Below are 24,522 nucleotides of genomic sequence, written 5' to 3'. Positions count from 1 at the left end.
CAGATCCACATAGCCCACCACTTCGGCGGCCATTTCCTTCTGGGGATAGACCCGCTGCCGCTCGCTCACCAGTTCCAGGCCGTCCAGGTACAAAGCCTGAATTTGAGCCGCCACTTCCGGCGACAGCCAGCGCTCCAGCCGTACCGCGTGAGTGGCCGACAACTGCTGAGTCAATTGCTCAACTGGCCGCCGCAGCAGAGGGGCCAGAGCAGTGGCAATCTCCTGGGGGGTACGCTTGCCGAAGAGGCGAGGGTGGGCCCAAAGGGTATAGACAGGGCGATCTACAGCCAACAGCTCCGCCTGCTGCCGAGCTACGGAGTGGCGATCCACAATCGAGCGGCGGGGGAGGAAGGGTCGGAGTTGGGCTCGTTGCTGGGCCTCGGCCCGCTGTTGTAAGAGCGGGCCCTGGTGGTGTTGTAAATAGACCAAACGTGCCCCCACCCCCATTAGAGCACCAGCCAGAACGAGGCCCACCGCCCCGACGCGAAAGTTCAGTTGCCGGGCTGTCGGGATCCGCTCCCCCAAAAGCCACGCCAGCCGGGATCCCTGGGGCCAGTGGCTGGGGGGCCAAGGGGGCCAAGCAGGTCTGCCCCGCTGCCGTTGGGCAAGTTGCCGGCTCCTCTGTCGGGTCTGCAAAGGTTGCTGGCCCAAACCGGCCCCAGACCTGTCTTCCACTGCCACCCCTGTATAGATACCACCGTTAGTTTGCCGCCCATCGCCTTGTCCGGCCAGCCTTCGCCTCATTGGGTGGAAAATCCCTGTTGACGCAACGCTTCAAAGAGGGCGATCGCCACCGCATTGCTGAGATTGAGGCTGCGCACCGGCCCGCTCAAGGGGATCCGCACGCTCGGGTAAGTTTCCAAGAACATGGGATCCAGGCCGCAGCTTTCGCTGCCGAACACCAGCCAGTCTCCGGGCTGATAGGCCACCTCGGTGTAGAGGGCCTTGCCCCGCACGCTAAAGCACCAGAACCGCGCCTCGGGATGGGCTTGCACCAGAGCAGACCAAGAGGGATAGCGATGCAGTTGGACGTGCTCCCAATAGTCCAGCCCTGCCCGCCTGAGGTAGCGATCCGAGAGGCGAAACCCCAAGGGATCCACCAGGTGGAGGGGCGTGCGGGTAGCTGCACAGGTGCGGGCAATGTTCCCCGTGTTGGCTGGGATCTCCGGAGCTACCAAAACAACATGGAAGGGCATGGGCCGCTCTCAATGGCTGCCAAACCCGCGGCTGCCGCCTCCCTTTTTGCCCCCACCTTTGCCCGGCTTGCGGCTGGGCTGCTGTCGCGGCGGCGCTGCAGAACGTCCCCGCCACTGGGGGCCGCCCACCGGCAGTGGGCCTCGTCCACCCGGCATCCCCGGAAGGCCGCCCAGGCTCATGCTGCGCATCATGTCGCGCATGCGCTGAAAATCGCTCACTAGGCGGCTGACATCCTCCAGCTTGTGGCCGGAGCCCAGGGCCACCCGCCGCTTGCGGCTGACGCTGCGGGCCAAGAGGTCGGGGTTGCGGCGCTCTTCGGGGGTCATGGAGTTGATCATGGCCTCGGCACGGGCCAGTTGGTCTTGTCCTTTTTGCAGTTGCTCCTCGCTGATCTTCCCCATCCCCGGCATCAGCCGCAGCAAGCTGGCCAGGGATCCCATGCGCTTGATCAGGCGCATTTGTTTGAGGAAATCGGTGAAATCGAACTGGGCGGTCATCATCTTTTCCGCCATAGCGGCGGCATCTCCCAGGTCAATTGCCTCCTGGGCTTTTTCCACCAGGCTGAGGATGTCTCCCATGCCCAAAATGCGGGAGGCCATGCGATCCGGATAAAAGGGATCCAAAGCCTCCACCTTTTCGCCGACGCCGACGAACTTGATGGGCTGGCCGGACACCTGGCGGATGGAGAGGGCTGCCCCGCCGCGGGTATCGCCGTCTAGCTTGGTGAGGATGGCGCCGGTAAGACCCAGCCGCTCGTGGAAGGCCTGGGTGAGGTTGGCGGCCTCCTGCCCAATCATGGCGTCCACCACCAGCAGGATCTCGTGGGGCTGCACCGCCGCCTTGATCCGCTCCAGCTCCGCCATCATCTCCAGGTCAATCTGCAGGCGACCGGCGGTATCCAAGATAACGTAGTCGTAGCCCTGTTCCCGCGCGGCTGCCACTCCCTGGCGGGCGATCTCGACGGGATCCGTCTTGCCCAGGTCGAAGACAGGAATCTGAATCTGCTGGCCCAGGGTCTTGAGCTGGTCGATGGCCGCCGGACGATAGATGTCGCCGGCCACCAGGAGTGGCCTTTTGCCCTGCTTGCGCAAATACAAAGCCAGCTTGGCACAGGTGGTGGTTTTGCCGGATCCCTGCAGGCCGACCATGAGCACAATGGTGGGGGGCTGCTCCGCCTGGGCAATGGGCACATTCGCCTCCCCCATCACCTTCACCAGCTCGTCGTGGACGATCTTGATAAACTGCTGGTCTGGCGTCACCCCCAGGATGACCTCAGCTCCCAGAGCGGCCTGCCGCACGTCCTCGATAAACTGCTTCACCACCTGGAGGTTGACGTCGGCGTCCAACAGGGCGCGCCGCACCTCCCGCAGGGCTTCCTGAATGTTGGTTTCGGTGATCTTGTCCTGGCCGCGCAGTTTTCTCCAGGCCAGTTCCAACTTCTCGGAGAGGGCATCAAACATGAGCGCTGTTCATCCTGTCAAGGGCTGCTAGGGCATTTCCTACCATAGTTCAATTGGAGCAGCTCCATCTTGGGATCCCGCTACCTGGACCGAGAAAGGCTGGCTACTTTACGAAAGTTTAAGCAACAATAGAAGGCGTCGCTTGCAGACTGGCCATGGTCAGCGTTGCTTCCCGCTCCTATAGCACCACCGACTGGCAGTTGGGCTACCGCTCTTTGTCCCACGAGTACGACTATTGGGTGACAGAGATCGAGGGACGGATCCCTGAGAGGCTGCAGGGAACCCTATTTCGCAATGGGCCCGGCAAGCTGGAGGCGGGATCCCAGCGCTATGGCCATCCCTTCGACGGCGACGGTATGGTGTGTGCCATCACCTTTGTAGGCGGGCGGGTGCATTTCCGCAACCGGTTTGTGCGCACTCCCGAGTTTGAGGCAGAGGAGAAGGCGGGACGGGTGCTCTACCGCGGCGTGTTCGGCACCCAGAAGCCGGGGGGCTGGTGGGCCAATTTCCTCGATCTGCGCTTCAAAAATCCCGCCAACACCAACGTCATCTACCAAGGCGGCAAGCTGCTAGCGCTTTGGGAGGCCAGCGCCCCCTATCGGCTGAACCCGGCCACCTTGGCCACCGAAGGGATCGAAACCTTTGCCGGTGCCCTTGCCCCCAACCAGCCTTTTACGGCTCATCCCCGCCGGGATCCAGCCACGGGGGATCTCATGGCCTTTGGGGTGCAGACAGGGCCCCCCTCCATACTGGTGTTTTACCGCGTCGACGCCCAAGGACGGCTGGTGGAAAAGCGGGACTACCGCCTGCCCAGCTTTGCCTTTCTGCACGACTTTGTCTGGACTCCCCGCTACTGGATCTTCTTCCAGAACCCGGTGGCCTTTAACCCCTTGCCCTATGTGTTGGGCTGGCAGCCGGCAGGCACCTGCTTGACCTTAAAAAAAGGAGAGCCCACCCGCATCTGGCTATTTCCCCAACAGGGCGAGCCGCTGCAACTGCAAACGGAGCCAGGGTTTGTCTTTCATTTTGTTAACGGCTACGACGTTGGGGATCAGGTGGTGGTCGATGCCGTTCTCTACGAAACCTACCCTGCCCTGGAGCCGGGGGCTGACTACTTGCAAATTGACTTTGCCCAGGTGCCAGCCGGCAAGCTGTGGCGGTTTGAGCTGGATCCCAAGACGGGCAAGGTTAAGCGGGAGCTCCTGCTTGATCGCTCGGTGGAGTTTCCGGCTATTCACCCCGCCTGCATGGGGGGATCCCATCGCTATATCTACATTGGGGCTACCCATGCTCCCGGTCCCAACGCCCCCTTGCAGGCCATTCTTAGGCTAGACACGACAACAGGCCGCAGTGAGCAATACAGCTTTGCCCCGCGCGGCTTTGTGGGAGAGCCGGTATTCATCCCCGATCCTGAGGACGCTGCGGAGGAAGCCGGCTGGATTGTAACAGTGGTCTTTGATGCCGCCAGTCAGCGCTCGCAGGTAGTGATCCTAGAAGCTGCCAACCTGGCAGCCGGCCCGGTGGCGCGGATCCCCTTGCGGCACCATATTCCCTACGGCCTCCACGGCAGCTTCACCCCTCAGACATGGGTAGAGGCGGATCCCAACAAGGGGTAGGGGAGGGATCTTGGCATAGCTGGCTTCGTCCTGGGCCGCCGTGCGCAAGCTGAGGAAAGGGTGCGGCTCTGTAGCTCAACATTCTGCAACCTGAACCGGAGCAGTTGCTACTATCGGTTAGACTTCAGCTACAGTGATGACAACTGCTGAACCTCGATGGGTTGGGCGCAGGCCCTGGGCGGGTCTGCTGACGGGAGTAAAAGAGGAAAGCTTGTGGGGCTCGGTAGTGTGTTGAGCGGGTCTTGGGTCAAAGGGAGAGGTAAGCCCCGTTTTGGCAACAGCAGATGTCTTGCACTGCCAGACGAGCGTCGTCGCCGACCGCTAGGCATTCTGGTAAACCTCCTGGATTGACTGCAACGGAACCGTTACGATGTCCTCAGATCTGAGACCTCCCCTCCGAATTGCACGGCCCCCCCGGCCCACCTCAACCAGCGAGCCCAGGGAATCAGCTCAAGAGGTCGAGTCAGCTTCTGGTGGGGGCCTGCCTGTTGTTGCCGCCGCCGCTAGTCTAGAGCAGAAGAAAGCGATGGGAAGAGAGCGACCTTGCCTAGAGCCCATCCCGCCGCCCGGGGAAGAGATGCAGTACCGGGCCATCGGCCTCATCGAGGGGCGGTACATTCCCTCGCCCAACCACTTCACTCGCGGGATTTTGCGCACCTCGGATGGTTTAGATCTCAATGCGGTACTGCTAGGCCGGGTAATGAGCCTGGTGCGCAAGCACCTGAAGCCAGAACGCAACTATTTGTGGGTGGTCTATCCCCGCACCCGCGACAAGAGCCAAGATCTGCATGTACAGTTGATGGGGGTGTGGGCACCAGAAGAAATGGGGCAAACCCTGCCAGAGGGATCCCGTCCGACGGTGGTGCCGGACTGGTTTTCCATTCGCGGCGAGGTCGTCTTCCAATCGCAGGAAAAAGGGTTCATTATCGTCAAAATCCGTCAATCCAGCAAAAAGAACTCCGCCAGCTCTTCCCCTCAGCGGGCCCAGACGGCAAAGGGCACTGCGTCTCCTGCAGCAACAGCTCCCAAGCCTCAGGCTTTTAAACTGCGCCTGATCGGATCCTTGCCGGGCAAAGGAGTGGGCACCTTCTGGGATCTACAGGTGCGCCGCCGCGGATCCCTGCTCTACGTGGAGGCAGGAACTCCTGTCGGCCCTGTGCTCAAAGCGCCGCCACGCCCAAAGCGTTCAACTCCCCGCCCCAAACTCAAGAAACACTCTCCCCCCTCCACTCGCGGGCAACAGCCAAAGTCCGCTCAACCCTATCCGCCCTCGGATCCCGCCAAAGCACCCAAACCAGCTAAGCCGGTCAAGAAAAAACGTCTATAGCCTCCATTCCTGGATACGAATTTGTCTCGACTGCGCTTCTGATATTGACCTCGTTGTAATAGGCCTTTCACCGTGTGGTTGCGACATGACAGAATCAAACCCTCCTCACAACAAGGATGAATTTATTTCCCCTCGCTATCCCTACTGGGGTGAGGTGAAGCCGCAGAACTTAATTTTCGATGCCAATCTCCAGGAATTTAGCAATAAGGTGTCGCTGATTTGTGGCTTAGAAACAGGGGGCAAGATTACCCCGGAAGAGGCCTATCGCCAAATTAAACAACTGTGGAAACAGCTCAAAGAAACCAAAAAAGCTATCCTCGACGATCCCAGGTGGAATGAACCTCCTCCCGAGTTGCCGGAGGAAGAATAGCAGGCCGGATCCTCCAGCTCGAACCCCTTTTTAACTTAACCGCAAACAGTGTACACTGAGCGCGGATCCCAGGCCTATTCAGGGGACATGAGGACTTTTCCTTCTCCGGAGGTGCTCCGTCGGCTGCCGGCTGGGGCTGCTGATGGGGCTATTATTCTGGGCACGTTGGTTCTCCTGGCCTTGGTGGCGCAGGTGGGGACGGGGGCTTTTGAGCAGTTTCAGCCGCCGGCGGTGGTGCCTCAGATCGACTTGGATCCGCGCAACCTGCCCTACTACGCCGCCCGCTCCACCTTGCGCATGTTCATCGCCCTCTTCTTTTCCACCCTTTTTACCCTGATCTACGGGTATATCGCCGCCAAAAGCCGCTGGGCGGAGCGAATTTTGATCCCCCTGTTGGACATCCTGCAATCGGTGCCGGTGTTGGGGTTTCTCTCCATTACCGTTACCGGCTTCATCGCACTTTTTCCGGGCAGCCTGCTGGGTCTGGAGGCGGCTTCTATCTTCGCCATCTTCACCAGCCAGGTTTGGAACATGACTTTTTCCTTTTACCAATCCTTGCGCACCCTGCCGCAGGAGCTGGTGGAAGCGGCCACCCTCTACCGCTTGTCGGGCTGGCAGCGCTTCATCCAGTTGGAAGTGCCGGCGGCGATGGTGGGCCTCATCTGGAACGCCATGATGAGTTTTGGCGGGGGATGGTTCTTTGTGGCCGCCAGCGAGGCCATCAGCGTGCTTAACCAGGAGTACACCCTGCCCGGCCTGGGATCCTATGTGGAAGCCGCCATTCAAGCTGAAGATCTGCCCAAGTTGGGCTGGGCGCTTTTGACCATGGCGGTGGTGATCCTGCTGGTGGATCAGCTCTTCTGGCGGCCTCTGGTGGCCTGGTCGGATAAGTTTCGCCTGGAGCAGAGCGCCAGTGCGGCTGCCCCGGAGTCGTGGCTGTATGATCTGCTAACCACAGCACGGATCCCGCGGTTGCTGGGCAATTGGCTGGCTCCCTTCCGAGAATTGGCGGATCGGCTGTTGTCCTATTTAACTCGCCCGCGCTGGGGGGATCCACCCAATCCCGAGGCGGAGCGACGCCGCGAGCGGCTGTTGACTCAGCTCTCTTGGCTGGCCATTGGCGGGGTCGGGGTTTGGATTGTTCATTTTTTGTCCACCACCGTGGGTTTCGGGGAGGTGCTGCTGACCTTTGGGCTGGGGATCCTCACCCTGCTGCGGGTCAGCGTGCTGTTGGTTTTCGCCACCGTGATCTGGACGCCGATCGGAGTGGCCATCGGCTTTAATCCACGCCTGGCAAAGTTGCTGCAGCCGGTGGTGCAATTTCTGGCAGCTTTTCCGGCCAATTTCCTCTTTCCATTTGCCACGCTGTTTTTCATCCGCACCCAAATTAGCATTGAGTGGGGCAGCATTTTGCTGATGTCGTTGGGAGCGCAGTGGTACATTCTCTTTAACTCCATTGCCGGCGCCCAGAGCATTCCCACAGATTTGCGCGAGATGGCCGTGGATGTGGGCTTGCGGGGATGGCAGCTCTGGCAAAAGCTGATTATTCCGGGGATCTTTTCTGCCTGGGTTACCGGGGGGATCACGGCCAGCGGCGGCGCTTGGAACGCTAGCATTGTCTCGGAGATCGTGGCCTGGGGATCCACCACTCTCAAGGCTACGGGATTGGGCACCTATATCGCTGAGGCAACGGCGGTGGGAGATTGGCCCCGCATTACTTTGGGCATTGGCATGATGAGCTTGTTTGTGGTGGGCATCAATCGCCTTTTCTGGCGGCGGTTGTATCAATTGGCAGAAGAAAAATATCACCTTTAATCTTTGAGGCTATCTGATATGAGTTCTGCAGCTTCTCCGGTTCTGATCGAAGTTGAGAGGGTCTACAAGCGCTTTCCTTTGCCGGAGGGCAAGGGCGAGTTTACGGTTTTAAGCCAGATAGATTTGCAAGTGCGGGCAGGGGAAGTTTTGGCTTTGTTGGGCCGCAGCGGCAGCGGCAAAAGCACCCTGCTGCGCATCATGGCGGGCCTGATCCCGCCTAGCGAAGGGCGAGTGTTGAGCAATGGACGTCCTCTGCGGGGCCCCAACCCGGATGTGGCCATGGTGTTTCAGAGTTTTGCTCTCTTGCCCTGGCTGACGGTGCAGGAAAATGTAGAGCTGGGGCTGCAGGCTCAAGGGATCCCGCGCGAGATCCGGCGGCAAAGGGCCCTCAAGGCCATCGACCTGGTGGGCCTGGATGGGTTCGAGAACGCCTACCCCAAGGAACTCTCGGGGGGCATGAAGCAGCGGGTGGGCTTTGCCCGCGCCTTTGTTCTAGAGCCCAAGGTGCTGTTTATGGACGAGCCCTTCAGCGCTCTGGACGTGCTGACGGCGGAAAACCTGCGGGGGGAGATCGACGAGCTCTGGAACACCCAGGCCTTCCCTTCCCAGAGCATTCTCATCGTTACCCACAACATCGAAGAGGCCGTGTTTTTGGCGGATCGGGTGGTGATCCTGGGATCCAAGCCGGGGCGGATCCGGGGAGAGGTGAAGATCGACCTGCCGCGGCCCCACGAACGTACGGATCCCCGCTTCAAGTCCCTGGTCGACTACATCTACGAGATCATGACCAATCCGGAGATCCCGGTAACCGGCGAGGTGGCTGCCCCCACTTCGGTAAGCAGTAGGGCAACTTCTCCCTACGCGCTGCCCCTGCCCCATGCGCGGGTGGGCGGCATCAGTGGTTTGCTGGAGCTGATTGTGGAATGGCCGCAGGCACGGGTAGAGATTGCCGAGCTGGCCGAGCGGCTGCAACTGGCGGTGGATGACTTGCTGCCGATTTTGGATGCGGCGGTGCTGTTGGGCTTTGCCGAGGTAAGCGGCAGGGTGGTACAACTGACCGAGATCGGCCAAGACTTTGCCAACACCACCATCTTGCGCAGCAAGGATCTCTTCCGACAGCAGCTTTTGGCACGGGTGCCGGTCTTCAAGAGCATCCTGCAGACGCTGGAAGAAAAAAACAGCCGCTCCATGCGGGCGGACTTCTTCTTGGATCTCTGGGACGAACACTTTCCCCACGAGGAAGCTGAGCGGCAGTTTGCTACAGCCGTTGACTGGGGGCGCTATGCGGAGCTCTTTGAGTACGATGCCTCGGAAGAGCGGCTGTATCTCCCGGATCCCAGCGAAAGCTCCGCCGCTTCTGAGCCTGTCGGCCTTGATTCCCGTTCTGGCTAGGGCCAGCTTGGCTTTGCCTTTTATCTCTAGCCTCTGTTCAAAGGGAGAAGAGAACTAGGGATCGACGCGACGAGCCATTTTGCTGCCACCGGCCATGCCTACTCGTAAATCCAGCTTTGGGTGGCGGGCGTCCAGCTTACCAGCTCGGATTCCTGGAACCAAAGGGCGATCTCCCGTTGGGCGGTCTCGGGGCCATCGGAGCCATGGACGAGGTTGCGGCCAATATCAATGCCAAAATCACCGCGGATGGTGCCCGGCTCGGCGTCCAAAGGGTTGGTCTTGCCAATGAGCTTGCGAGCGGCAGCAATCACCCCTTTGCCCTGCCAGACCATGGCCACCACCGGCCCTGAGGTGATGAACTTCACCAAACCGGGGAAGAAGGGGCGCTCCTTGTGTTCAGCGTAGTGGGCTTCCGCCAGCTCTTGGCTTACCTGCACCAGCTTTAGGCCCACCAATTGGTAGCCCCGGCTTTCCAGGCGCTGGATGATGGTGCCCACCAGACCCCGCTGCACGCCGTCTGGCTTAATGGCGATAAAGGTGCGCTCCATGGGATCTCCCCTTGTTGTTACTCATCTTCACCGTTATCCTTGTACCGGATTGGGGATCCCCAGTGCAAGGGTGTCTAGGAGCTCACCACCGCCAACGTTAGGAATATAGCCCCCACTATTGCAATCATCCAGCCGGCACTGCGGATTAAGCCAGGGATCCTCTCTGCCCAGGTTTCAGCCGCCCAGAGGGCAAGGAGCGCTACCCCATATTGAACGGTGCTCAACCCCAGCAGATAGCCCAGCCAGGGCATGGGTTCGGCACCGATGATGGCTTCGGCATAGGCATAGCCATGGAATAGCCCCGCCAGGGATCCCCACAGCAGCAAAAGCCAACTTGGGATCTGCCGCGATTGAACCAGCAGTAGGCCAAAGAGAACTATGGAGCAGGCAATGGCCAACTCGGTTAGCCCCAGGGGATCCCAGCCGGCCAGGTGGATCCCGGTGCCCACCAGACCGGCCAGCACAAAGCCCAAAGGGATCCCATAGCGCCAGGGCTGCCCCGCCGCAATGAGACCAATGGCCACCACAAAGGCCAGGTGATCTAAGCCAATAACAGGGTGAGCCAGCCCCGAGAGAAATCCTTCCCATCCTGTGGCCGGCAATCTCCCGCCCAGAGCGTGGTGGGCAAGAGCGGGCCCAGAGGTCAGCCAGGCGATCCCCGCCCCCAGGCCGATGGCCCAGCCACGGCCCACTGGAGCAGGCAAGGCCAAAGGTCGCTGCCACTGCCAAAACATGCTTTTTGCTCCCTCACGATTGAACCTATGCGAAGGGGTCTAAGCTTGCTGTACCCATTTCTTTTCTAGTCTTCAAAGGCGCTCGCTGTACCCTTGTAGATTCTCCGGCTCAAATTGGCGCAAAATCCGCGTTGCCTCGCGCAGGCGGGTTTCGTTCTCTTCCTGCACAATGAGCACGTACTTGCCCGCATTGAGACGGTTGCGGTAGGCCAGGGCATCGCCGGAGCCGCTGGTCAGGCCTACTCCTCCCCCCACAAAAAAGCTGCCCATGGCCCCACCCAGGGCACCCAACAGGCCGCCGATTAGGTGGTTGCCCAGGGATCCCGCCCAGGCAAAGGTATCCAGGCCGCTGAGGACGCTGAACCCCACTCCCGCCAAAAAGCCAAAGGGCACCAGCCAAATGGCCAGGCGCTGCATCTGGCGGCGGGCTGCTTGGGCCGGATCGATGAGCCCAAATTCATCCGCCGTTTTGTAGCCTCGCCCCAGCAGGTGCAATCGCTCCAGAGGGAAGCCCGCTTGTTCCAGGGCGCTGTAGGCCGCTTCGGCAGCCATGCGATCCGGCAGTACCGCAATGAGATAACTCATAGGAAGAGCTGCGCTCGTTATCAGCCAACTCCATTGTCTCCTGAGTTTGGGTAGGGATCCCTATGACACCGGCTTGCCCCACCGAGGCCCAATCCATCAGCCTCTACCAGCGCTTCTATGAAGTTGTGCGGCGGATCCCGCCGGGGCGAGTGGCCACCTATGGTCAGGTGGCGCGGCTTGCCGGCTATCCGGGGTATGCTCGCCAGGTGGGCTATGCCCTGTTTCGCCTGCAAGGCCAAAAAACCGACATCCCCTGGCAGCGGGTGATCAACGCCCAAGGGCGCATCTCCTACTCCCCTTTTCGCCTCGGCTACGACGACCTGCAAAAAGTCTTACTCCAAGCCGAAGGGATCCCCTTCGACGCCGAGGGCCGGGTGGACTTGCACCAGTTTGGCTGGGATCCGCGGCAAGCTTAACCTGAGCTTGACCCAATCTTAAACAAGCCATAGCGAAACCTCCCGCCCAGCCCTGGTAGCTTGAACGCGGATGCGTCTTGTCTCGTGGATGGAGTGAAGGAACTGTCATGAAATCAGCTTGTCGCGCTCGAGGGTCAGCCCCTGCCGAGGGAGGGTTTCCGGCTTGGCTGAACCCTCTGGCCAAGTCCCTGTGGGTTGGGCTGTGCTGTTTGGTGCTGGGCCTGGCCAGCGCCTGCGGTACCACTGACGACAGCTCAGTTCCTCCAGCCGGCGGAGGAGCGGGGTTTATCGCCTCGGATCCCAATGTCACCCTCTCCAGTCAACCGCCCGCCTTTACGCTGCAGATTTTGCACGCTAGCGACTTGGAAGCTTCCATTGCTGCTGTTCAGGATGCGCCCCGCTTCTCGGCGGTGGTGAATGCACTGCGGCCCCAATTTCCCAACACCGTGATCCTCTCCAGCGGCGACAACTACATTCCCAGCCCCTTCTACAACGCCAGCGCCGATCCCTCGCTGCGGGCTCGCTACGACCGCACGCCTGGCAAGGCTGACATCGAGATCCTCAACGCCATTGGTTTTCAGGCCTCTGCTCTTGGCAACCACGAGTTTGACCAGGGTACCCGACAACTCCGCGACCTCCTGCGGCCTGACCCCAGCCGCGGCTATGCGGGCGCCCGCTTTCCCTACCTAAGCGCCAACCTCAGCTTTAGCGGCACCGGCGAATTAAGCAGCACTGATCTAGCTCCCGATGGGCAAGAGGCCAGTTCCATTCCAGGCAAGATTGCCAAAACGGCTGTAATTACTGTAGGAGGACAGCGGATTGGCTTGGTGGGTGCCACCACCACTCGCTTGGCCGCCATTTCCAGTCCTGGCCCTGAGGTGAGAGTGGAGGGCAGGGTGGACGACACCGACCAGGTGAACGCTGCCCTCATCCAGAATTTCGTTAACCAGCTCACCGCGCAGGGCATTAACAAGATCATCCTCCTGGCCCACCTGCAGCAGCTCCAAAACGAGGTAACCCTGGCCAGCCAACTGCGGGATGTCGATGTCATTATCGCCGGCGGCTCCCACCGTGTTATTGCCAAGCCCACCGACCGCCTGCGCCCTGAAGATGTGCGCACGGGCGACTACCCCATCCTGCGCTCCTCCGCCAGTGGTCAGCCGGTGGCAGTGGTCAACACCGGCGCCAACTACCGCTATGTGGGCCGCTTGGTGGTTGGCTTCGACGCCAACGGGGTGATTGCCCGCATTGATCCGGTAAGCGGCGCCTATGCCACCGATGACCAAGGGGTGGCAGCCGTGCGCGGCACTCCCAACCCTGAGGTGGTGCGGGTGGCCAACGAGATCGGCAACATCATCCGCGCCAAGGATGGCCGTACCTTTGGCTCTACCACCCAATTCCTCAACGGCCTGCGGGCCGAGGTGCGCACCGAGGAAACCAACCTGGGCAACCTCACGGCTGATGCCAACCTGGCCTACGCCAGAACGGTTGACCCCACCACCGTCATCTCCCTGAAAAACGGGGGCGGCATTCGCGCTCCTATTGGGGCTACCACCGGTGGCGGTGGCGGCGAGCCGGTGCGGCGGATCCCTCCGGTGGCCAACCCCGATGCCGGCAAGCAGGCAGGACAAGTTTCGCAACTGGATATCGAAACCGCTCTGGCCTTTAACAACGGCCTGTCGCTGGTAACCGTCACCGCCGAGGAGCTGAAGCAATTGATAGAACACGGGGTGGCGCAAAGCCAGCCAGGGGCCACGCCGGGCCGCTTCCCGCAGATTGGCGGCTTTGCCTTCAGCTTTGATCCCTCGCGGCCACCAGGATCCCGCGTGATCTCTTTGCGGGTGGACACACCCACCGGCCGAGATGTGGTGGTGCGCAACGGCCAGTTGCAAGGGGATCCCCGCCGTACCTTCCGCCTGGTGACGCTGGACTTCTTGGCCAACGGTGGGGATGACTACCCCTTCCCGCGCCTGTCCAACCCCAACCGGGTGAACTTGGCCCCCAGCTCCGGCATCACCTTTGACACTCCCGGCAGTGAACAGGATGCCCTGGCTCGCTATCTGCGGCAGATCGGCGTGTTCACCCAAGCCGACACACCGGCTGCCCAGGACACCCGCATCCAGAACCTCTCGGTACGTCAAGATACAGTACTGCAGGGCTTGTAGGCTGGGCTACTGTTAACCCGTGGATGGAGCCAACCGCCCCTCTCCTCTCTAGGGAGAGGGGATGGTTTTTGGGAAAGCGTCATTCCTCAAATGAGGAGCCATTCAGCATTCTCGAGCCATAGGGTAGAAAGTGTGCCAGCATAGTTCTGCTGGTAGTGCTAGACACCGCCGACGCCCCATGAGCCTGCCAAACCCATCTTCTCTGGCCAACCACCCGCCTGCGTCTTGGAGAGCGCAGCCGGATCCCGTCCTCATCCTTGGAGCGGGCCTGATGGGACGCCTGCTGGCCGCCAGCCTTGTCGAGGTCGGGCATTCTGTGCGCATCGTGGAGGCCGCTTCTCCCACCGCTCCTGAGAGCAGTGCTGCCCATTTTGCTGCGGCCATGCTGGCTCCTCTAGCGGAGTCTGCCGTCGCCGAGGCCAGCGTAGTAGCGCAGGGGTACTATGCCCTCTCTCGCTGGCCCACCCTCCTGGCCAGTCTGGCAGAGCCGGTTTTTTTTCAGCAGGAAGGCACCCTGATCCTCTGGCACCGCCAAGATGCCGGGGAAGCCAAGCGCTTCTCAGCCCTACTGGCCGCTGTAGGGGAACGCCTTCCCCACCTCCCCCGGCCTCAGCCGCTGGATGCCCAGGCTCTGGCCGAGCTGGAGCCCTCGCTGGCCGGGCGATTTAGCCAGGGTCTCTATCTTCCCCAGGAGGGGCAGCTGGACAACCGCCAACTGCTGTTGGCTCTGCTGGCTAAACTGCAGCAGCACGGGGTGGAGGTGGAGTGGGGATCCCCCTGGGATCTGGAGCGGGCGCTAGCCTGGCAGCAGCAAACTGGCGGCTGGGTTTTGGACTGCCGCGGCCTAGGGGCTCAGAAAGAATGGGGTGGGCAAAAGCTGCTGCGGGGGGTGCGAGGGGAGGTGGTGCGTTTGTATGCTCCGGAGGTGGTGCTGCGGCGCCCAACGCGGCTGTTACACCCTCGCTACCCCATCTACATCGCTCCCAAGCCAGGGCACCTGTTCGTGGTGGGAGCCACTGAAATTGAATCCGAGGATCGCTCGCCCGTGAGCGTCCGCTCGGCTTTGGAGCTGCTCAGCGCCGCCTACGCCGTCCACCCTGCCTTTGCCGAAGCGCGTATCCTGGAATTAGGCAGCCAATGTCGTCCCACCTTGGCGAACCACTTGCCAGCCGTGGTGGAGTGCGCGCCTCGCCTGTTGCAGATCAACGGTCTCTACCGCCATGGCTTTCTCATTGCTCCGGCTCTCCACGATGCCGTTTTGGAGTACCTTCACCACGGCAGTTGTCGCCTTGCCCAAGAGTTGGGGATCCCTTTTCAGGTGCAGGCCGCCCCTCTTGCCGGTGAATCCCTGTCGCCATGCGTGTCTTGATCAACCAAAAGCCTTACGATTTGCCGGAGGGCACCACGTTGGCCGAGGCCCTCGCCCAGGTGGAGCTCAGTGGCCCCTTTGCGGTGGCGGTTAATCTAGAATTTGTGCCGCGCGCCCGCTATGGGCAAACCCATCTGCAAGAGGGCGACGAGGTAGAGGTCGTCGTGCCAAGTGCCGGCGGCTAGTGCCCCAGTTGTCTTTCTCCCTATCCTCCCCCAATGTCCACCCTTCTCCAGCTTTCCCCCTCGACTCGGGCCGATGAGGATCCCTTGGTGCTCTACGGACAAGCGCTGCCCAGCCGCCTGATGCTGGGGACAGCTCGCTACCCTTCGCCCGCCATTTTGGAACAGGCGGTGGCGCGGGCGCAGCCCTGTTTGTTGACCGTTTCCCTGCGGCGCCAGGGGGCGCTGGGGTCGGAAGCTTCCCAAGGGTTTTGGGCCCTGCTCCAGAAGTTAGGGATCCCGCTTCTGCCCAACACCGCTGGCTGCCACAGCCTGCAGGAGGTGATCGCGACGGCGGAGATGGCCCGAGAGGTGTTCGGCACCGACTGGATCAAGCTAGAGCTCATCGGGGATGACTACACCTTGCAACCGGATCCGGTGCAACTGCCCGCTGCTGCCGCCGAGCTGGTGCGGCGGGGGTTTAAGGTCTTGCCGTATAGCACCGACGACCTGGTCCTGTGTCAGCGGCTCTTGGATGCCGGCTGTGAGGTAGTCATGCCCTGGGCGGCTCCCATCGGTACTGGCAAGGGCCCCCTCAACCCCTACAACTTGCGCCTGCTGCGGGAGCGGATTGAGGCACCGCTAATTGTGGATGCCGGTCTAGGCCTGCCTTCCCACGCCTGCCAGGTGATGGAGTGGGGCTTTGACGGGGTGCTGCTCAATACGGCAGTGGCTCTGGCTCGGGATCCGGTGGCAATGGCCGAGGCTTTTGCAGTGGCGGTGCGCGCAGGCCGCCAAGCCTATTTGGCTGGGGCAATGGTTCCCCAGGAAACACCCCAGCCAAGCACACCGGTTCTCGGCACTCCTTTTTGGCACCAAGGGTGAGCAGCTTAGGCGGCAGGCTTTTGGGCCTGGATCACCTGCAGGGCTCCTCCAGCGTGCAGGGTCTGCCGGACGGATTGCCAGCCCTGTTGCTGCAGATACTGGGGCAAGTCCAGCTTGAGGAAGTGCCAGGCGGTCTCGGTTTCAAACAGGCCTAGAAAGAGGGCCAAAGCTGGCCAAAGGAGAGGCTGGCAAGGCGTGTGCAAATCGAGAATTAAAAGCCCTCCCCCCGGCTTGAGCACCCGCCACACTTCCCGCAGCACCTGTTCCAGGTCAGGAAAAGGCAGCTCGTGCAGGGCCAGGCTGGTATGTACCCAGTCAAAGCTATCGGCAGGAAAAGGCAGAGCCTGGGCAAAGGCTTCCACAAATTCCACCTTGGGGAGGCGTTGGCGAGCTGCCGCCAGGGCCTTGGGGGAAGCATCCAGGCCGACAACGTTTTGGCTCAGCTCGGCCAGGATTGGAGTCACTTCGGCAGAGCCACAGCAGAGATCCAACACCCGCTCCTGGGGCTGGATGGAGATCCCTTGGAGGGGTAGCCGGCGCAGTCGCTCATATCCCCCCACTGCTAGGGCAGCCGCACGGCTGATGCTGCGGTAAAGCCAGGGAAAGCGGTAACTCCAGTCGCGCAGGAAGGTGGCCATAGGCAGGGATCCCTTGGGGCTTCTCCAGCCTACCTGTGAGACGGCTCCCCTGTCTCCTTGCTATTGTTGGTCCTCACCCCCAACCCCTCTCCCAGAGGTCACCCAAGCGCTCCGCGCCGCTCACGCGACCACCCCCAACCCTTCTCCCAGAGGGAGAGGGGAGTTGGCCCGGCTATTTTTGCCTGATGTGGAACTTTTTTCTGCCGGCAATCGTCTAGGCCGGCAAGGCATTTTGGGCCTTTTCTCCACCCACCTGCTGGTATGACTCAGTTTGAGCTGCCTCCTTCCCCTTCCGCAAGGCCTGGCCAGCACAGCGTGATCTGGCTGGTGGCTGCGGCGGGGCTGACAGTCTTGCTCTGGCGGTTTCCCTGGGGCAATTACCTCCTCTACCCCTTTACTTTGTTGGCCACCTGGTTTCACGAGATGGGCCATGGCCTGATGGCACTGCTATTGGGGGGGGAGTTTCATCGTCTTGAGATCTATCCCGACGGCTCGGGGCTGGCCATTCACAGTGGCGAGCTGTTTTTGGGGCGGGTGGGGCGGGCCTTGGTGGCGGCTGCCGGGCCGATGGGGCCGCCCATAGCTGGGGCCCTGTTCATCCTCACCTCCCGCCGCCGCACAGCTCGGCTAGGGCTGGTATTTTTGGGATCCCTGTTGTTGCTCTCGACGCTGCTCTGGGTGCGTTCCCCCTTTGGCCTTTTGTTCCTCCCGGCCATGGGTTTGGGCATCTTGGCAGTAGCTCGCTGGGCTGCTCCTTGGTTACAAAGCTTTGCCCTGCAATTTTTGGGGGTGCAAGCCTGCGTGAGCACCTATCACCAGCTCGACTATCTCTTTATGGACGCTGCTGTCATCGACGGGCGGTTGATCCTCTCCGATTCCAGCCAGATTGCCCAAAACCTGTTTTTGCCCTACTGGTTCTGGGGAGGGGTGATGGCGGTGTTTTCTTTGGTTCTGCTGATCACCAGCTTGCAACTGGCCTTTCGCGACTAGGGGGCAAAGCCGCAATTCTGGAAGTGATTGTTGTCACCTAAAAATCCGTCGCCCATCACTGCCCAGCCGAAAAAACCGCCGCTACAGTAGGGGGCATGAGGAGTGAGGAGTGTGGGAGCGGATTATGTGGCGAGACGTTATTGGACTGGCTCTGGCGGCTACGCTGCTGTTGATCAGCAAAACGGCGGCAGATACCCTCGGCGAGAGCAAAGTACCAACTCTCAGCAAACCTGAGCCAATCCATTTTGTTCCACTGCAGTGAGGTTGTGCGTCGAGGCGTTATCCCATTGCCGTTTTGTGCAACACTCATCCTAGAGTCTTTTCGTGAGGCCTGGGATCCCTGATGCGCATAGCCCTGTTTACGGAGACGTTTCTGCCCAAGGTGGACGGCATCGTTACGCGGCTTTGCCATACGGTGCGCCATCTGACGGCCCGCGGCAACTCGGTGCTTATCGTCGCACCGCAGGGGGCTCCCAGGCGGTTTGCCCGGGCACGGGTCTACGGGATCCCAGGCCTGCCCTTGCCCCTGTACCCGGAGTTGAAGCTGGCTGCTCCCGGCCCAGTCGTCGGCAGGGTGCTTAGCCGTTTCCGTCCGGATGTGATCCACGTGGTCAACCCTGCGGTTTTGGGGTTGGGGGGCCTCTACTACAGCCAAGCGATGGGGATCCCGCTGGTGGCCTCCTACCACACCCATCTGCCGAAGTATCTGAAGCACTACGGGCTGGGCTTTCTGGAGGGAGTTTTGTGGAACCTCCTCAAGCTAGGGCACAATTTGGCACGGGTCAACCTCTGCACCTCGACAGCGATGATGCAGGAGCTGAGCGCCCACGGCATCGAGCGGGTTCACCTGTGGCAGCGGGGGGTGGATACGGAGCTGTTTCACCCGCAGGCTGCTAGCCCAGAGATGCGGGCCCGCCTTACGGCAGGGCAGCCGGAGCGGCCGCTGTTGCTCTACGTAGGTCGGCTCTCGGCGGAAAAAGAGGTGGGGCGGATCCGGGTGTTGCTGGAGCAGATCCCGCAGGCGCGCCTGGCTATCGTGGGCGACGGGCCGGAGCGGGGATCCCTGGAGCAACATTTTGCCGGCCACGACGTGGTGTTTACGGGCTACTTGCAGGGGCAGGACCTGGCAGCAGCTTTTGCGTCCGCGGATTTGTTCGTGTTCCCCTCCCGCACCGAGACGCTGGGCTTGGTCTTGTTGGAGGCCATGGCTGCCGGTTGTCCGGTAATCGCCCCCCGCTGTGGCGGCATTACCGATGTGGTGGACAGCGGCCGCAACGGCTTTCTCTTCGATCCCGATTCCGACAGCGACTTTGTCCAGGCCACCCGGCAACTGTTGGAGAGTGCCGGGCAGCGGCAGCTCTTCCGGCAACAGGCCCGCCAAGAGGCCGAGCGCTGGAGTTGGTCGGCGGCCACACAACAGTTGGAGGAGTACTACCGCACCGTCATCGCCGAGTCGGGATCCGGCAAGAGCGCAGGCAGCGCGTGAGAATAAGAACAAAAGTCTTCAGCTAAGGAACAGCTTATCGCCCAGTCGCAGCGGATCCCCGACTATAGCAGAGCCCTGCTGCTGGAGCTGTTGCATCAGGGCATCCAGATCTCCTGGCAAAAGGAGCTGCAGGCAGCCTGTGGAGAGAATAAACTGCGGGTGGCCCACCCGCTCCAGGGATCCCAATCGTACCCTGCTGCAAGTGCATTACTTGGGCCTCCAGATCAGCCAGATCAGCGGTGCAACTCCAGGTCGCGTCTGCGCTGTAGAGCAACTGGGGAGCACGCTTAGGCGGAGAGGGGGCGCTCCCCTTCAATGGCCCGCACCTGCTCGACAAAGAACTCTTCTAGCGACTGCCGTTGCCAATGCAAGTCGGTCACCACTGCCCCCGCCTGGCTTAAAAGAGTGAGCAGCTCCGGCAGGGATCCGCCCCATTCCCCCGACCAATGGGATCCCTGGATCGAGAAGTGCTCGAGGCGGTCGCGGAACTGGTCGATGGCGCCACCGTGCCCTTGCACGCGGTAGCTTTTGCTCTGGCCCAGCAGCTCGTCCAATGTTCCCTGCTGCACCAACTTGCCGCCGACAATAATGCCAATGCGGTTGCAGATTACCTCCACATCCCCCAGGATGTGGCTGTTGAAGAACACAGTCTTGCCCTGTTGCCGGAGAGACAAGATGATCTCGCGCATCTGGTAGCGGCCCATGGGATCCAGCCCCGACATCGGCTCGTCCAGGAACACCAGCTCCGGGTCGTTGATTAGAGCCTGGGCTAGGCCAGTGCGCTGCAGCATGCCCTTGGAGTAGGTGCGCATTGGCTTTTTGCGGGCCGTATCTATAGAAAGCCCCACCAGCTCCAGCAGTTGCGGGATCCGCTCCTTGAGGAGGCTATCGGACAAGCGAAAGACCTTGCCCGCAAAATGGAGAAACTCCCAGGCAGTTAGGTAGTCGTAAAAGTAAGGGTTTTCCGGCAGATAGCCCACCTGCTGCTTGATGGAGCGATCCCCCAGGGGTTTGCCCAGCAAAGTGCCCCTGCCGCTGGTAGGCTCCACAATGCCCAGCAGACACTTGATCGTGGTGGTTTTGCCAGCTCCATTAGGCCCCAGTAGCCCAAAGGTTTCGCCACGGGCCACTGTTAGCGAAAAATCCTTGAGAGGGCTGACCACCTTGTTCAGCCAAAAGCCGGTGCGATAGGTTTTGCTCAGACCAGTGACGGCAATGGCCGGCTCAGGCTGCACGGCAGTCGCTTCTAGAGAGGGGGCCAACGTCTCGCTCATAGGAGGAGGCTGGGGTTGAAAAAACCAAGAAAAACTAAGCAGGATGCTAGCCTGCTCTCCAGTTTACGCTCTCCCCCCTTCTTTTGCCTCAGCCACTGGTTGGCAGCAACCTAGAAAGGCGTCTTGACCTTGGGTTGCTTAACCTTCAGCTCGCGAATCCGTTTCAACATCTTTTGGAAATACTCAGCCAGGTAGTCTTCAAGGGAGGTCAGAGAAGCCAGTTCAATGCCCAAGGCTTCGCACACAGGCGTCATGTCGGCATGCATCGGCTCCTTGGCGGCGATCACCTCCACAAACGCTAGCCGGTCGGCAATGTTCCAGCTCCACTGAAAGAACTGGGCCACCTTACGCGCCCCTCGCAGCAGCCCCAAGGGCATGGTGCTGACCTTGGCTTTTTTGCCGGAGAGCTGCTCGCACAGGGCGATGACCTCTTGGGATGTCCAGGCCTTGGGCCCCACCAAGGGGAAGATCTGCCGCTTGGCGGCTTCGACACTGAGCGCTCGCACGGCAAACCGGGCTGCATCTAAGGTGTCGACGTAGGCCGTGGGGATGCTCTCGCTGGCTACCCAAACAATTTGCTCTTCCAAAATGGGGATGGCATACTGGCCGATCAATCCCTGCATGAAGCCCGCCGGACGAAAGATGGTGTAGGGCATCTGGGATCCGATCAAGTACTTCTCGATGTGGTGCTTGAAATTCATCAGGGGCACATTGGGGTACTCATGCTGAGCACCCATGATGGAGAAAAAGACGAAGTGGCCCACTTGGGCAGCCCGTGCCGCATTGATCAGAGCAACTTTGCCATCCCAATCCACCTGGCGGGCGCTGAGGGTGTCGGTTACCCGCACCGTGGCACAGTCGATCACCGCCTCGACGCCTTCCATCGCCGCTCGGAGCGTGCTGGGCTGCAGTAGGTTCCCCACTTTGAGGTGGGCGCCCCATTCACTCAAGAAAGCAGCCTTGGCCGGGTTTCGCACCAGACAAGTCACCTGATGCCCTTCTTCGATGGCCCGCCGCACCACCTGACGGCCCAGCGTTCCCGTTGCCCCCACAACCAGCACGTTCATAAAATTATCATTTCTTAACCTTAGGCTTAGTCTATCAGACAAAGGCAGCTTCCAACACAGAAGGATAGCTTGGTAGCCCCAAACAGGAGTGCGGGGCGGAAAAGCCCGTAATTGGCAATAACAGCGCCTTTACGAGTTTGTTTTTGAACTGCGTAAGGATCCCCCGCCTTTAGGCAGTGGGAGTGTCAAAACTCGGCCCAACTCTAAGCCATGAACAAAACAGGGATCCCCGGCTCAGTCTGCTGCCGAGAGAGTGTTCACCCAGCCAGCTCGTTCATGCGTTGTGCCAAGGTGAAATCCAGTTCCGTAATGCCTCCGGCATCGTGGGTGGTGAGATCCACCCGCACGCGGTTGTAGACATTGGTCCACTCGGGGTGATGCCCCATGCTCTCGGCCACCAAAGCCACACTGCTCATCCAGCCGAAAGCTTCCACAAAGGAGCGAAATTGAAACTGGCGATGCAGCTTCCCCTCCTGCAAAGACCAGCCGGGCAGCTTCTCTAGCTTGGCCTGGATCTCGGCTTCACTGAGTTTGACAGGTCTGGACATGGGCCTTCCCTCCAGTCGATGCCATCGTTTCCATCACGTTTTCATCAAAAGAGCGGCTGCGGGCAGATCCCAGCTTCTTTACAAAACTTCGTAGTCTTCCAGTTCCTGGGAGGCGGCAGCAGGGCCGAGGGGTTTGTATAGCCAGTAGCCTTGCACAGCAAAGTGGGCCTGCCTATAGAAGTTAAGGGCAGCTTGGTTGTGGCGGTAAACCTGCAAGGTGATGGCCGACAACTGCTGCTGGGATCCCCAGCGTTCTACCTGTTGCAGCAAAGCTCTGCCCAGTCCCCGCCGACGATGGGCAGGATCCACCCAGAGCAAAAAGACGTAGGCCCCCCGCCGATGAGTGGCTTGGTCGGTAGAAATGCCGGCCCACACGCCGCCCACCGGCTCCCCTGTTGCTTCGTTGAGGATCCACCAGCAGGGAGTACGGGGGGGGTCGAAGAGGCGATCCAGGGTCGCTTCCAGGTGATCCCACTGGCTTTGCTCGGGGAAAGACTCCTGCAAGGTGGCCTGCAATCCCCGCCGCACCCAGGGCCGATCCCAGGCAGAGCCAATGCGCCAACGGTAACCAGCAGGCAGAGGGATCCCTTGGTCAGCCATCCTCAGACATCAGGAGAGCAGAGAAAGCCACCGGCGTCGCTTCCTCTACCGGGGCCGGCTGGGCCATATCTTCCGGCAGAAACGAGCGGATGCTCACCACCACCAGAGTAAATAGGAACACCAGCAGGATGAGAGCAGGAAAGATATATTGCCGCAGGATGTTCACGTTCCTACACAATCCTTTCAGTCTCTAGAGCATAGCGTGCAGAGGTGGATCCCTAGTCGGTCTTCCGGAAATCTCCTCTCCCCATCCTATCCTCATCTCAGCCCCTATCGACTAACGGGGCGGGATCCCGCGCGTCAACAAGGTGAGAGACTGTAGCCTATGATTCCAAAGTAAGCTCCGTCGTGCATTAAGGTTAAGCGCAGGTAGGTAGGTACTTGCCCTGACCCGTGAGCGGAGAGCCGATGAGCCCCCCAAGCCGCCCCTTAAAGACTTTGGGGATCCCTCCCAATGCCTGGGCTGTGAACGCCGCAATGGCCGACATCACCCGCCCGCCTTTAGAGCCTCGGCCCATCCTGCTGCATACCTCCAGCAAAACCCTGCGCCTGGATCTGGCCAAAGCGGCGCTGCTGGTCATTGACATGCAAAACGACTTTTGCCACCCCGACGGGTGGCTGGCCAGCATTGGCGTCGATGTGACACCGGCGCGAGCTCCCATTGGCCCCCTGAAAACTCTATTGCCCCGCCTGCGGCAGGCCCAGGTGCCGATCGTATGGGTCAACTGGGGCAATCGGCCCGACCTGGTCAACATCAGCGCCGGCCTGCGACACGTCTACAATCCCACTGGAGAGGGGGTAGGGCTGGGGGATCCCTTGCCCAAAAAGGGGTCTTTGGTTCTCACCCGCGGCAGTTGGGGCGCGGCTGTGGTGGAGGAATTGGAAGTCAAACCCGAGGATATTTGGGTGGATAAGTTCCGCATGAGTGGCTTTTGGGACACCCCTCTCGACAGCATTCTCAAAAATCTCGGACGTACCACCCTCTTTTTTGCCGGCGTGAACATCGATCAGTGTGTTATGACCACGCTGCAAGACGCCAATTTCCTCGGCTACGACTGCATTTTGCTAGAAGACTGCGCCGCCACCACCTCTCCTGAGTACTGTCTGCGGGCCACCCTTTACAACGTCAAGCAGTGCTTTGGCTTTGTTGCTTCCTCTGCTGATTTGCTGGCAGCTCTCCCCTCTTAGCGCTTGCCACTTTCCACCCACCCTCTCTTGAGGGGAGGATCCCGATGCAAACGCTCTCCCGCTGTGTGATCCCAATCGTCAAAACTCCTGCCGATTATCAGGCCTATCGCATCAGCCCCCACGACACCAATCGTCTGGCCATTGTGTTCGATCCTTCTCATGCTCAAGTCTCGCTAACGTTCTGTGTCGAGATTTTCGATGAGGGAGGCAGAACGCCCCCCAATCGTCATCAAATGGCTGTGGAAATGTTTTTCGTGCTCAAGGGGGAAGGTTTAGCTATTTGCGATGGGAAAGCGGCCCCCATCAAAACCGGAGACAGCATCCTGGTGCCGCCGACCGGTGTCCACGAAATCCACAACACCGGCCCTGGCCGTCTCTACGCCCTCTGTATGATGGTGCCCAACGAAGATTTTGCCGAGCTGATCCGATCTGGGATCCCTGCTGACTTGGACGAAGAGGATCTGGCAGTTTTATCTGGGGGCTGGAGAAGGGCTTGAGCCTCAAGTACTCCTGGAGACTTGGGCCTATTCCAACAGCGGTTCTTACCCCTTCTGTCTATCCGCTTGGAGCCAAGCTTCCCTCCCAAGGCAAGGGATTTTGGGCTATGAACTACCCCATTGCGTAGGCGGGTGGGATTTCCCCATCCGCTTGACAGCGAGACTTTTGTCTCTTCTTCTGCCACAGTTGCTTT

26 protein-coding genes and 1 pseudogene are annotated in these 24,522 nt (G+C 60.5%); 14 read left to right on the top strand and 13 right to left on the bottom strand.

The genetic code is table 11. From position 1 onward, the window contains the following. From NW835_RS08435 to ffh, 3 genes and pseudogenes are all read right to left on the bottom strand, one after another. Positions 1–675: pseudogene (locus NW835_RS08435) on the bottom strand (penicillin-binding protein 2); the annotation flags it as partial. Positions 676–740: 65 nt separating this feature from the next. Continuing rightward, positions 741–1,196, bottom strand: coding sequence for a tRNA (cytidine(34)-2'-O)-methyltransferase (locus NW835_RS08430; RefSeq protein WP_414364681.1), 456 nt, complete (start codon positions 1,194–1,196; stop codon positions 741–743). A 9-nt stretch (positions 1,197–1,205) separates the two neighbouring features. After that, a complete protein-coding gene (ffh, locus tag NW835_RS08425) occupies positions 1,206–2,657 on the bottom strand; it encodes a signal recognition particle protein (RefSeq protein WP_414364682.1) in 1,452 nt (483 codons plus the stop codon). 155 nt (positions 2,658–2,812) lie between these two features. Here ffh and NW835_RS08420 point away from each other — a divergent pair, with 155 nt between their 5' ends. The 5 genes from NW835_RS08420 to NW835_RS08400 all read left to right on the top strand — a co-directional run bounded on the left by NW835_RS08420 (position 2,813) and on the right by NW835_RS08400 (position 9,177). After that, positions 2,813–4,273 (top strand): carotenoid oxygenase family protein, encoded by a 1,461-nt coding sequence (locus tag NW835_RS08420; protein WP_414415035.1) that lies wholly within the window; start codon positions 2,813–2,815, stop codon positions 4,271–4,273. 526 nt (positions 4,274–4,799) lie between these two features. Then, on the top strand, positions 4,800–5,600 hold the full coding sequence (locus NW835_RS08415) for a hypothetical protein (protein WP_414378052.1): 801 nt from the start codon (positions 4,800–4,802) through the stop codon (positions 5,598–5,600). An 85-nt stretch (positions 5,601–5,685) separates the two neighbouring features. Then, positions 5,686–5,970, top strand: coding sequence for a hypothetical protein (locus NW835_RS08410; protein ID WP_414364687.1), 285 nt, complete (start codon positions 5,686–5,688; stop codon positions 5,968–5,970). Positions 5,971–6,018: 48 nt separating this feature from the next. Then, the gene (locus NW835_RS08405; protein ID WP_414415034.1) at positions 6,019–7,785 is read left to right on the top strand and encodes an ABC transporter permease; all 1,767 of its coding nucleotides are present in this window, start codon (positions 6,019–6,021) and stop codon (positions 7,783–7,785) included. Positions 7,786–7,803: 18 nt separating this feature from the next. Further along, positions 7,804–9,177: a nitrate/sulfonate/bicarbonate ABC transporter ATP-binding protein gene (locus tag NW835_RS08400; RefSeq protein ID WP_414336097.1), complete on the top strand. Its 1,374-nt coding sequence runs from the start codon at positions 7,804–7,806 to the stop codon at positions 9,175–9,177. 98 nt (positions 9,178–9,275) lie between these two features. Here the strand turns inward: NW835_RS08400 and ndk are convergent, their stop codons facing one another. From ndk to NW835_RS08385, 3 genes are all read right to left on the bottom strand, one after another. Then, entirely contained in the window at positions 9,276–9,725 is a 450-nt protein-coding gene (ndk, locus tag NW835_RS08395; RefSeq protein ID WP_414335826.1) for a nucleoside-diphosphate kinase, read from the bottom strand. 74 nt (positions 9,726–9,799) lie between these two features. Continuing rightward, entirely contained in the window at positions 9,800–10,459 is a 660-nt protein-coding gene (locus NW835_RS08390) for a HupE/UreJ family protein (protein ID WP_414415033.1), read from the bottom strand. Between the two features lie 72 nt (positions 10,460–10,531). Next, positions 10,532–11,044 (bottom strand): hypothetical protein, encoded by a 513-nt coding sequence (locus NW835_RS08385; protein WP_414415032.1) that lies wholly within the window; start codon positions 11,042–11,044, stop codon positions 10,532–10,534. A 62-nt stretch (positions 11,045–11,106) separates the two neighbouring features. Here NW835_RS08385 and NW835_RS08380 point away from each other — a divergent pair, with 62 nt between their 5' ends. The 5 genes from NW835_RS08380 to NW835_RS08360 all read left to right on the top strand — a co-directional run bounded on the left by NW835_RS08380 (position 11,107) and on the right by NW835_RS08360 (position 16,040). Beyond that, a complete protein-coding gene (locus tag NW835_RS08380) occupies positions 11,107–11,460 on the top strand; it encodes an MGMT family protein (RefSeq protein ID WP_414335821.1) in 354 nt (117 codons plus the stop codon). A gap of 107 nt (positions 11,461–11,567) precedes the next feature. Beyond that, positions 11,568–13,625 (top strand): bifunctional metallophosphatase/5'-nucleotidase, encoded by a 2,058-nt coding sequence (locus NW835_RS08375; RefSeq protein ID WP_414415031.1) that lies wholly within the window; start codon positions 11,568–11,570, stop codon positions 13,623–13,625. 178 nt (positions 13,626–13,803) lie between these two features. Next, positions 13,804–14,994 carry an FAD-dependent oxidoreductase gene (locus tag NW835_RS08370; protein ID WP_414415030.1) on the top strand — a complete coding sequence of 397 codons (1,191 nt, stop codon included), beginning with the start codon at positions 13,804–13,806 and terminating at the stop codon, positions 14,992–14,994. Next, a complete protein-coding gene (gene thiS, locus NW835_RS08365; RefSeq protein ID WP_414366001.1) occupies positions 14,982–15,179 on the top strand; it encodes a sulfur carrier protein ThiS in 198 nt (65 codons plus the stop codon). Before NW835_RS08370 ends, thiS begins: the two co-directional genes overlap by 13 nt. Before the next feature lie 33 nt (positions 15,180–15,212). Continuing rightward, positions 15,213–16,040 (top strand): thiazole synthase, encoded by an 828-nt coding sequence (locus tag NW835_RS08360; RefSeq protein WP_414415029.1) that lies wholly within the window; start codon positions 15,213–15,215, stop codon positions 16,038–16,040. A gap of 5 nt (positions 16,041–16,045) precedes the next feature. On the opposite strand, the gene NW835_RS08355 is transcribed toward NW835_RS08360, so the two are convergent. Beyond that, positions 16,046–16,678, bottom strand: coding sequence for a class I SAM-dependent methyltransferase (locus NW835_RS08355; RefSeq protein WP_414415028.1), 633 nt, complete (start codon positions 16,676–16,678; stop codon positions 16,046–16,048). Between the two features lie 261 nt (positions 16,679–16,939). On the opposite strand from NW835_RS08355, the gene NW835_RS08350 reads away from it, so the two are divergent. Together NW835_RS08350 and NW835_RS08345 are read left to right on the top strand one after the other, a co-directional pair. After that, on the top strand, positions 16,940–17,668 hold the full coding sequence (locus NW835_RS08350) for a M50 family metallopeptidase (protein WP_414372710.1): 729 nt from the start codon (positions 16,940–16,942) through the stop codon (positions 17,666–17,668). Positions 17,669–18,011: 343 nt separating this feature from the next. After that, positions 18,012–19,154, top strand: coding sequence for a glycosyltransferase family 4 protein (locus tag NW835_RS08345; protein WP_414372713.1), 1,143 nt, complete (start codon positions 18,012–18,014; stop codon positions 19,152–19,154). Between the two features lie 18 nt (positions 19,155–19,172). Here the strand turns inward: NW835_RS08345 and NW835_RS08340 are convergent, their stop codons facing one another. From NW835_RS08340 to NW835_RS08315, 6 genes are all read right to left on the bottom strand, one after another. After that, positions 19,173–19,340 (bottom strand): hypothetical protein, encoded by a 168-nt coding sequence (locus NW835_RS08340; protein ID WP_414365995.1) that lies wholly within the window; start codon positions 19,338–19,340, stop codon positions 19,173–19,175. 101 nt (positions 19,341–19,441) lie between these two features. Beyond that, complete coding sequence (locus tag NW835_RS08335) at positions 19,442–20,428, bottom strand: ABC transporter ATP-binding protein (RefSeq protein WP_414365994.1); 987 nt, start codon at positions 20,426–20,428, stop codon at positions 19,442–19,444. Between the two features lie 110 nt (positions 20,429–20,538). Beyond that, positions 20,539–21,495, bottom strand: coding sequence for an NAD(P)H-binding protein (locus NW835_RS08330; RefSeq protein ID WP_414365993.1), 957 nt, complete (start codon positions 21,493–21,495; stop codon positions 20,539–20,541). A 257-nt stretch (positions 21,496–21,752) separates the two neighbouring features. After that, positions 21,753–22,043: a 4a-hydroxytetrahydrobiopterin dehydratase gene (locus tag NW835_RS08325; protein WP_414333027.1), complete on the bottom strand. Its 291-nt coding sequence runs from the start codon at positions 22,041–22,043 to the stop codon at positions 21,753–21,755. A gap of 78 nt (positions 22,044–22,121) precedes the next feature. Continuing rightward, entirely contained in the window at positions 22,122–22,643 is a 522-nt protein-coding gene (locus NW835_RS08320; RefSeq protein WP_414415027.1) for a GNAT family N-acetyltransferase, read from the bottom strand. Continuing rightward, complete coding sequence (locus NW835_RS08315; protein WP_414365990.1) at positions 22,636–22,809, bottom strand: hypothetical protein; 174 nt, start codon at positions 22,807–22,809, stop codon at positions 22,636–22,638. The genes NW835_RS08320 and NW835_RS08315 overlap by 8 nt, the downstream gene beginning before the upstream one ends. Positions 22,810–23,051: 242 nt before the next feature. On the opposite strand from NW835_RS08315, the gene NW835_RS08310 reads away from it, so the two are divergent. Further along, on the top strand, positions 23,052–23,831 hold the full coding sequence (locus NW835_RS08310; protein WP_414415026.1) for a cysteine hydrolase family protein: 780 nt from the start codon (positions 23,052–23,054) through the stop codon (positions 23,829–23,831). Between the two features lie 44 nt (positions 23,832–23,875). After that, positions 23,876–24,328 carry a cupin domain-containing protein gene (locus tag NW835_RS08305; RefSeq protein ID WP_414333033.1) on the top strand — a complete coding sequence of 151 codons (453 nt, stop codon included), beginning with the start codon at positions 23,876–23,878 and terminating at the stop codon, positions 24,326–24,328. Positions 24,329–24,522: the final 194 nt, after the last annotated feature.

Origin of the sequence: Synechococcus sp. OH2 (assembly GCF_047462155.1) — a bacterium.
Lineage (GTDB): Bacteria > Cyanobacteriota > Cyanobacteriia > Thermostichales > Thermostichaceae > Thermostichus.
Note: the sequence above shows the minus strand (reverse complement) of the source record. Positions and strands in the feature narration are given on the sequence as shown.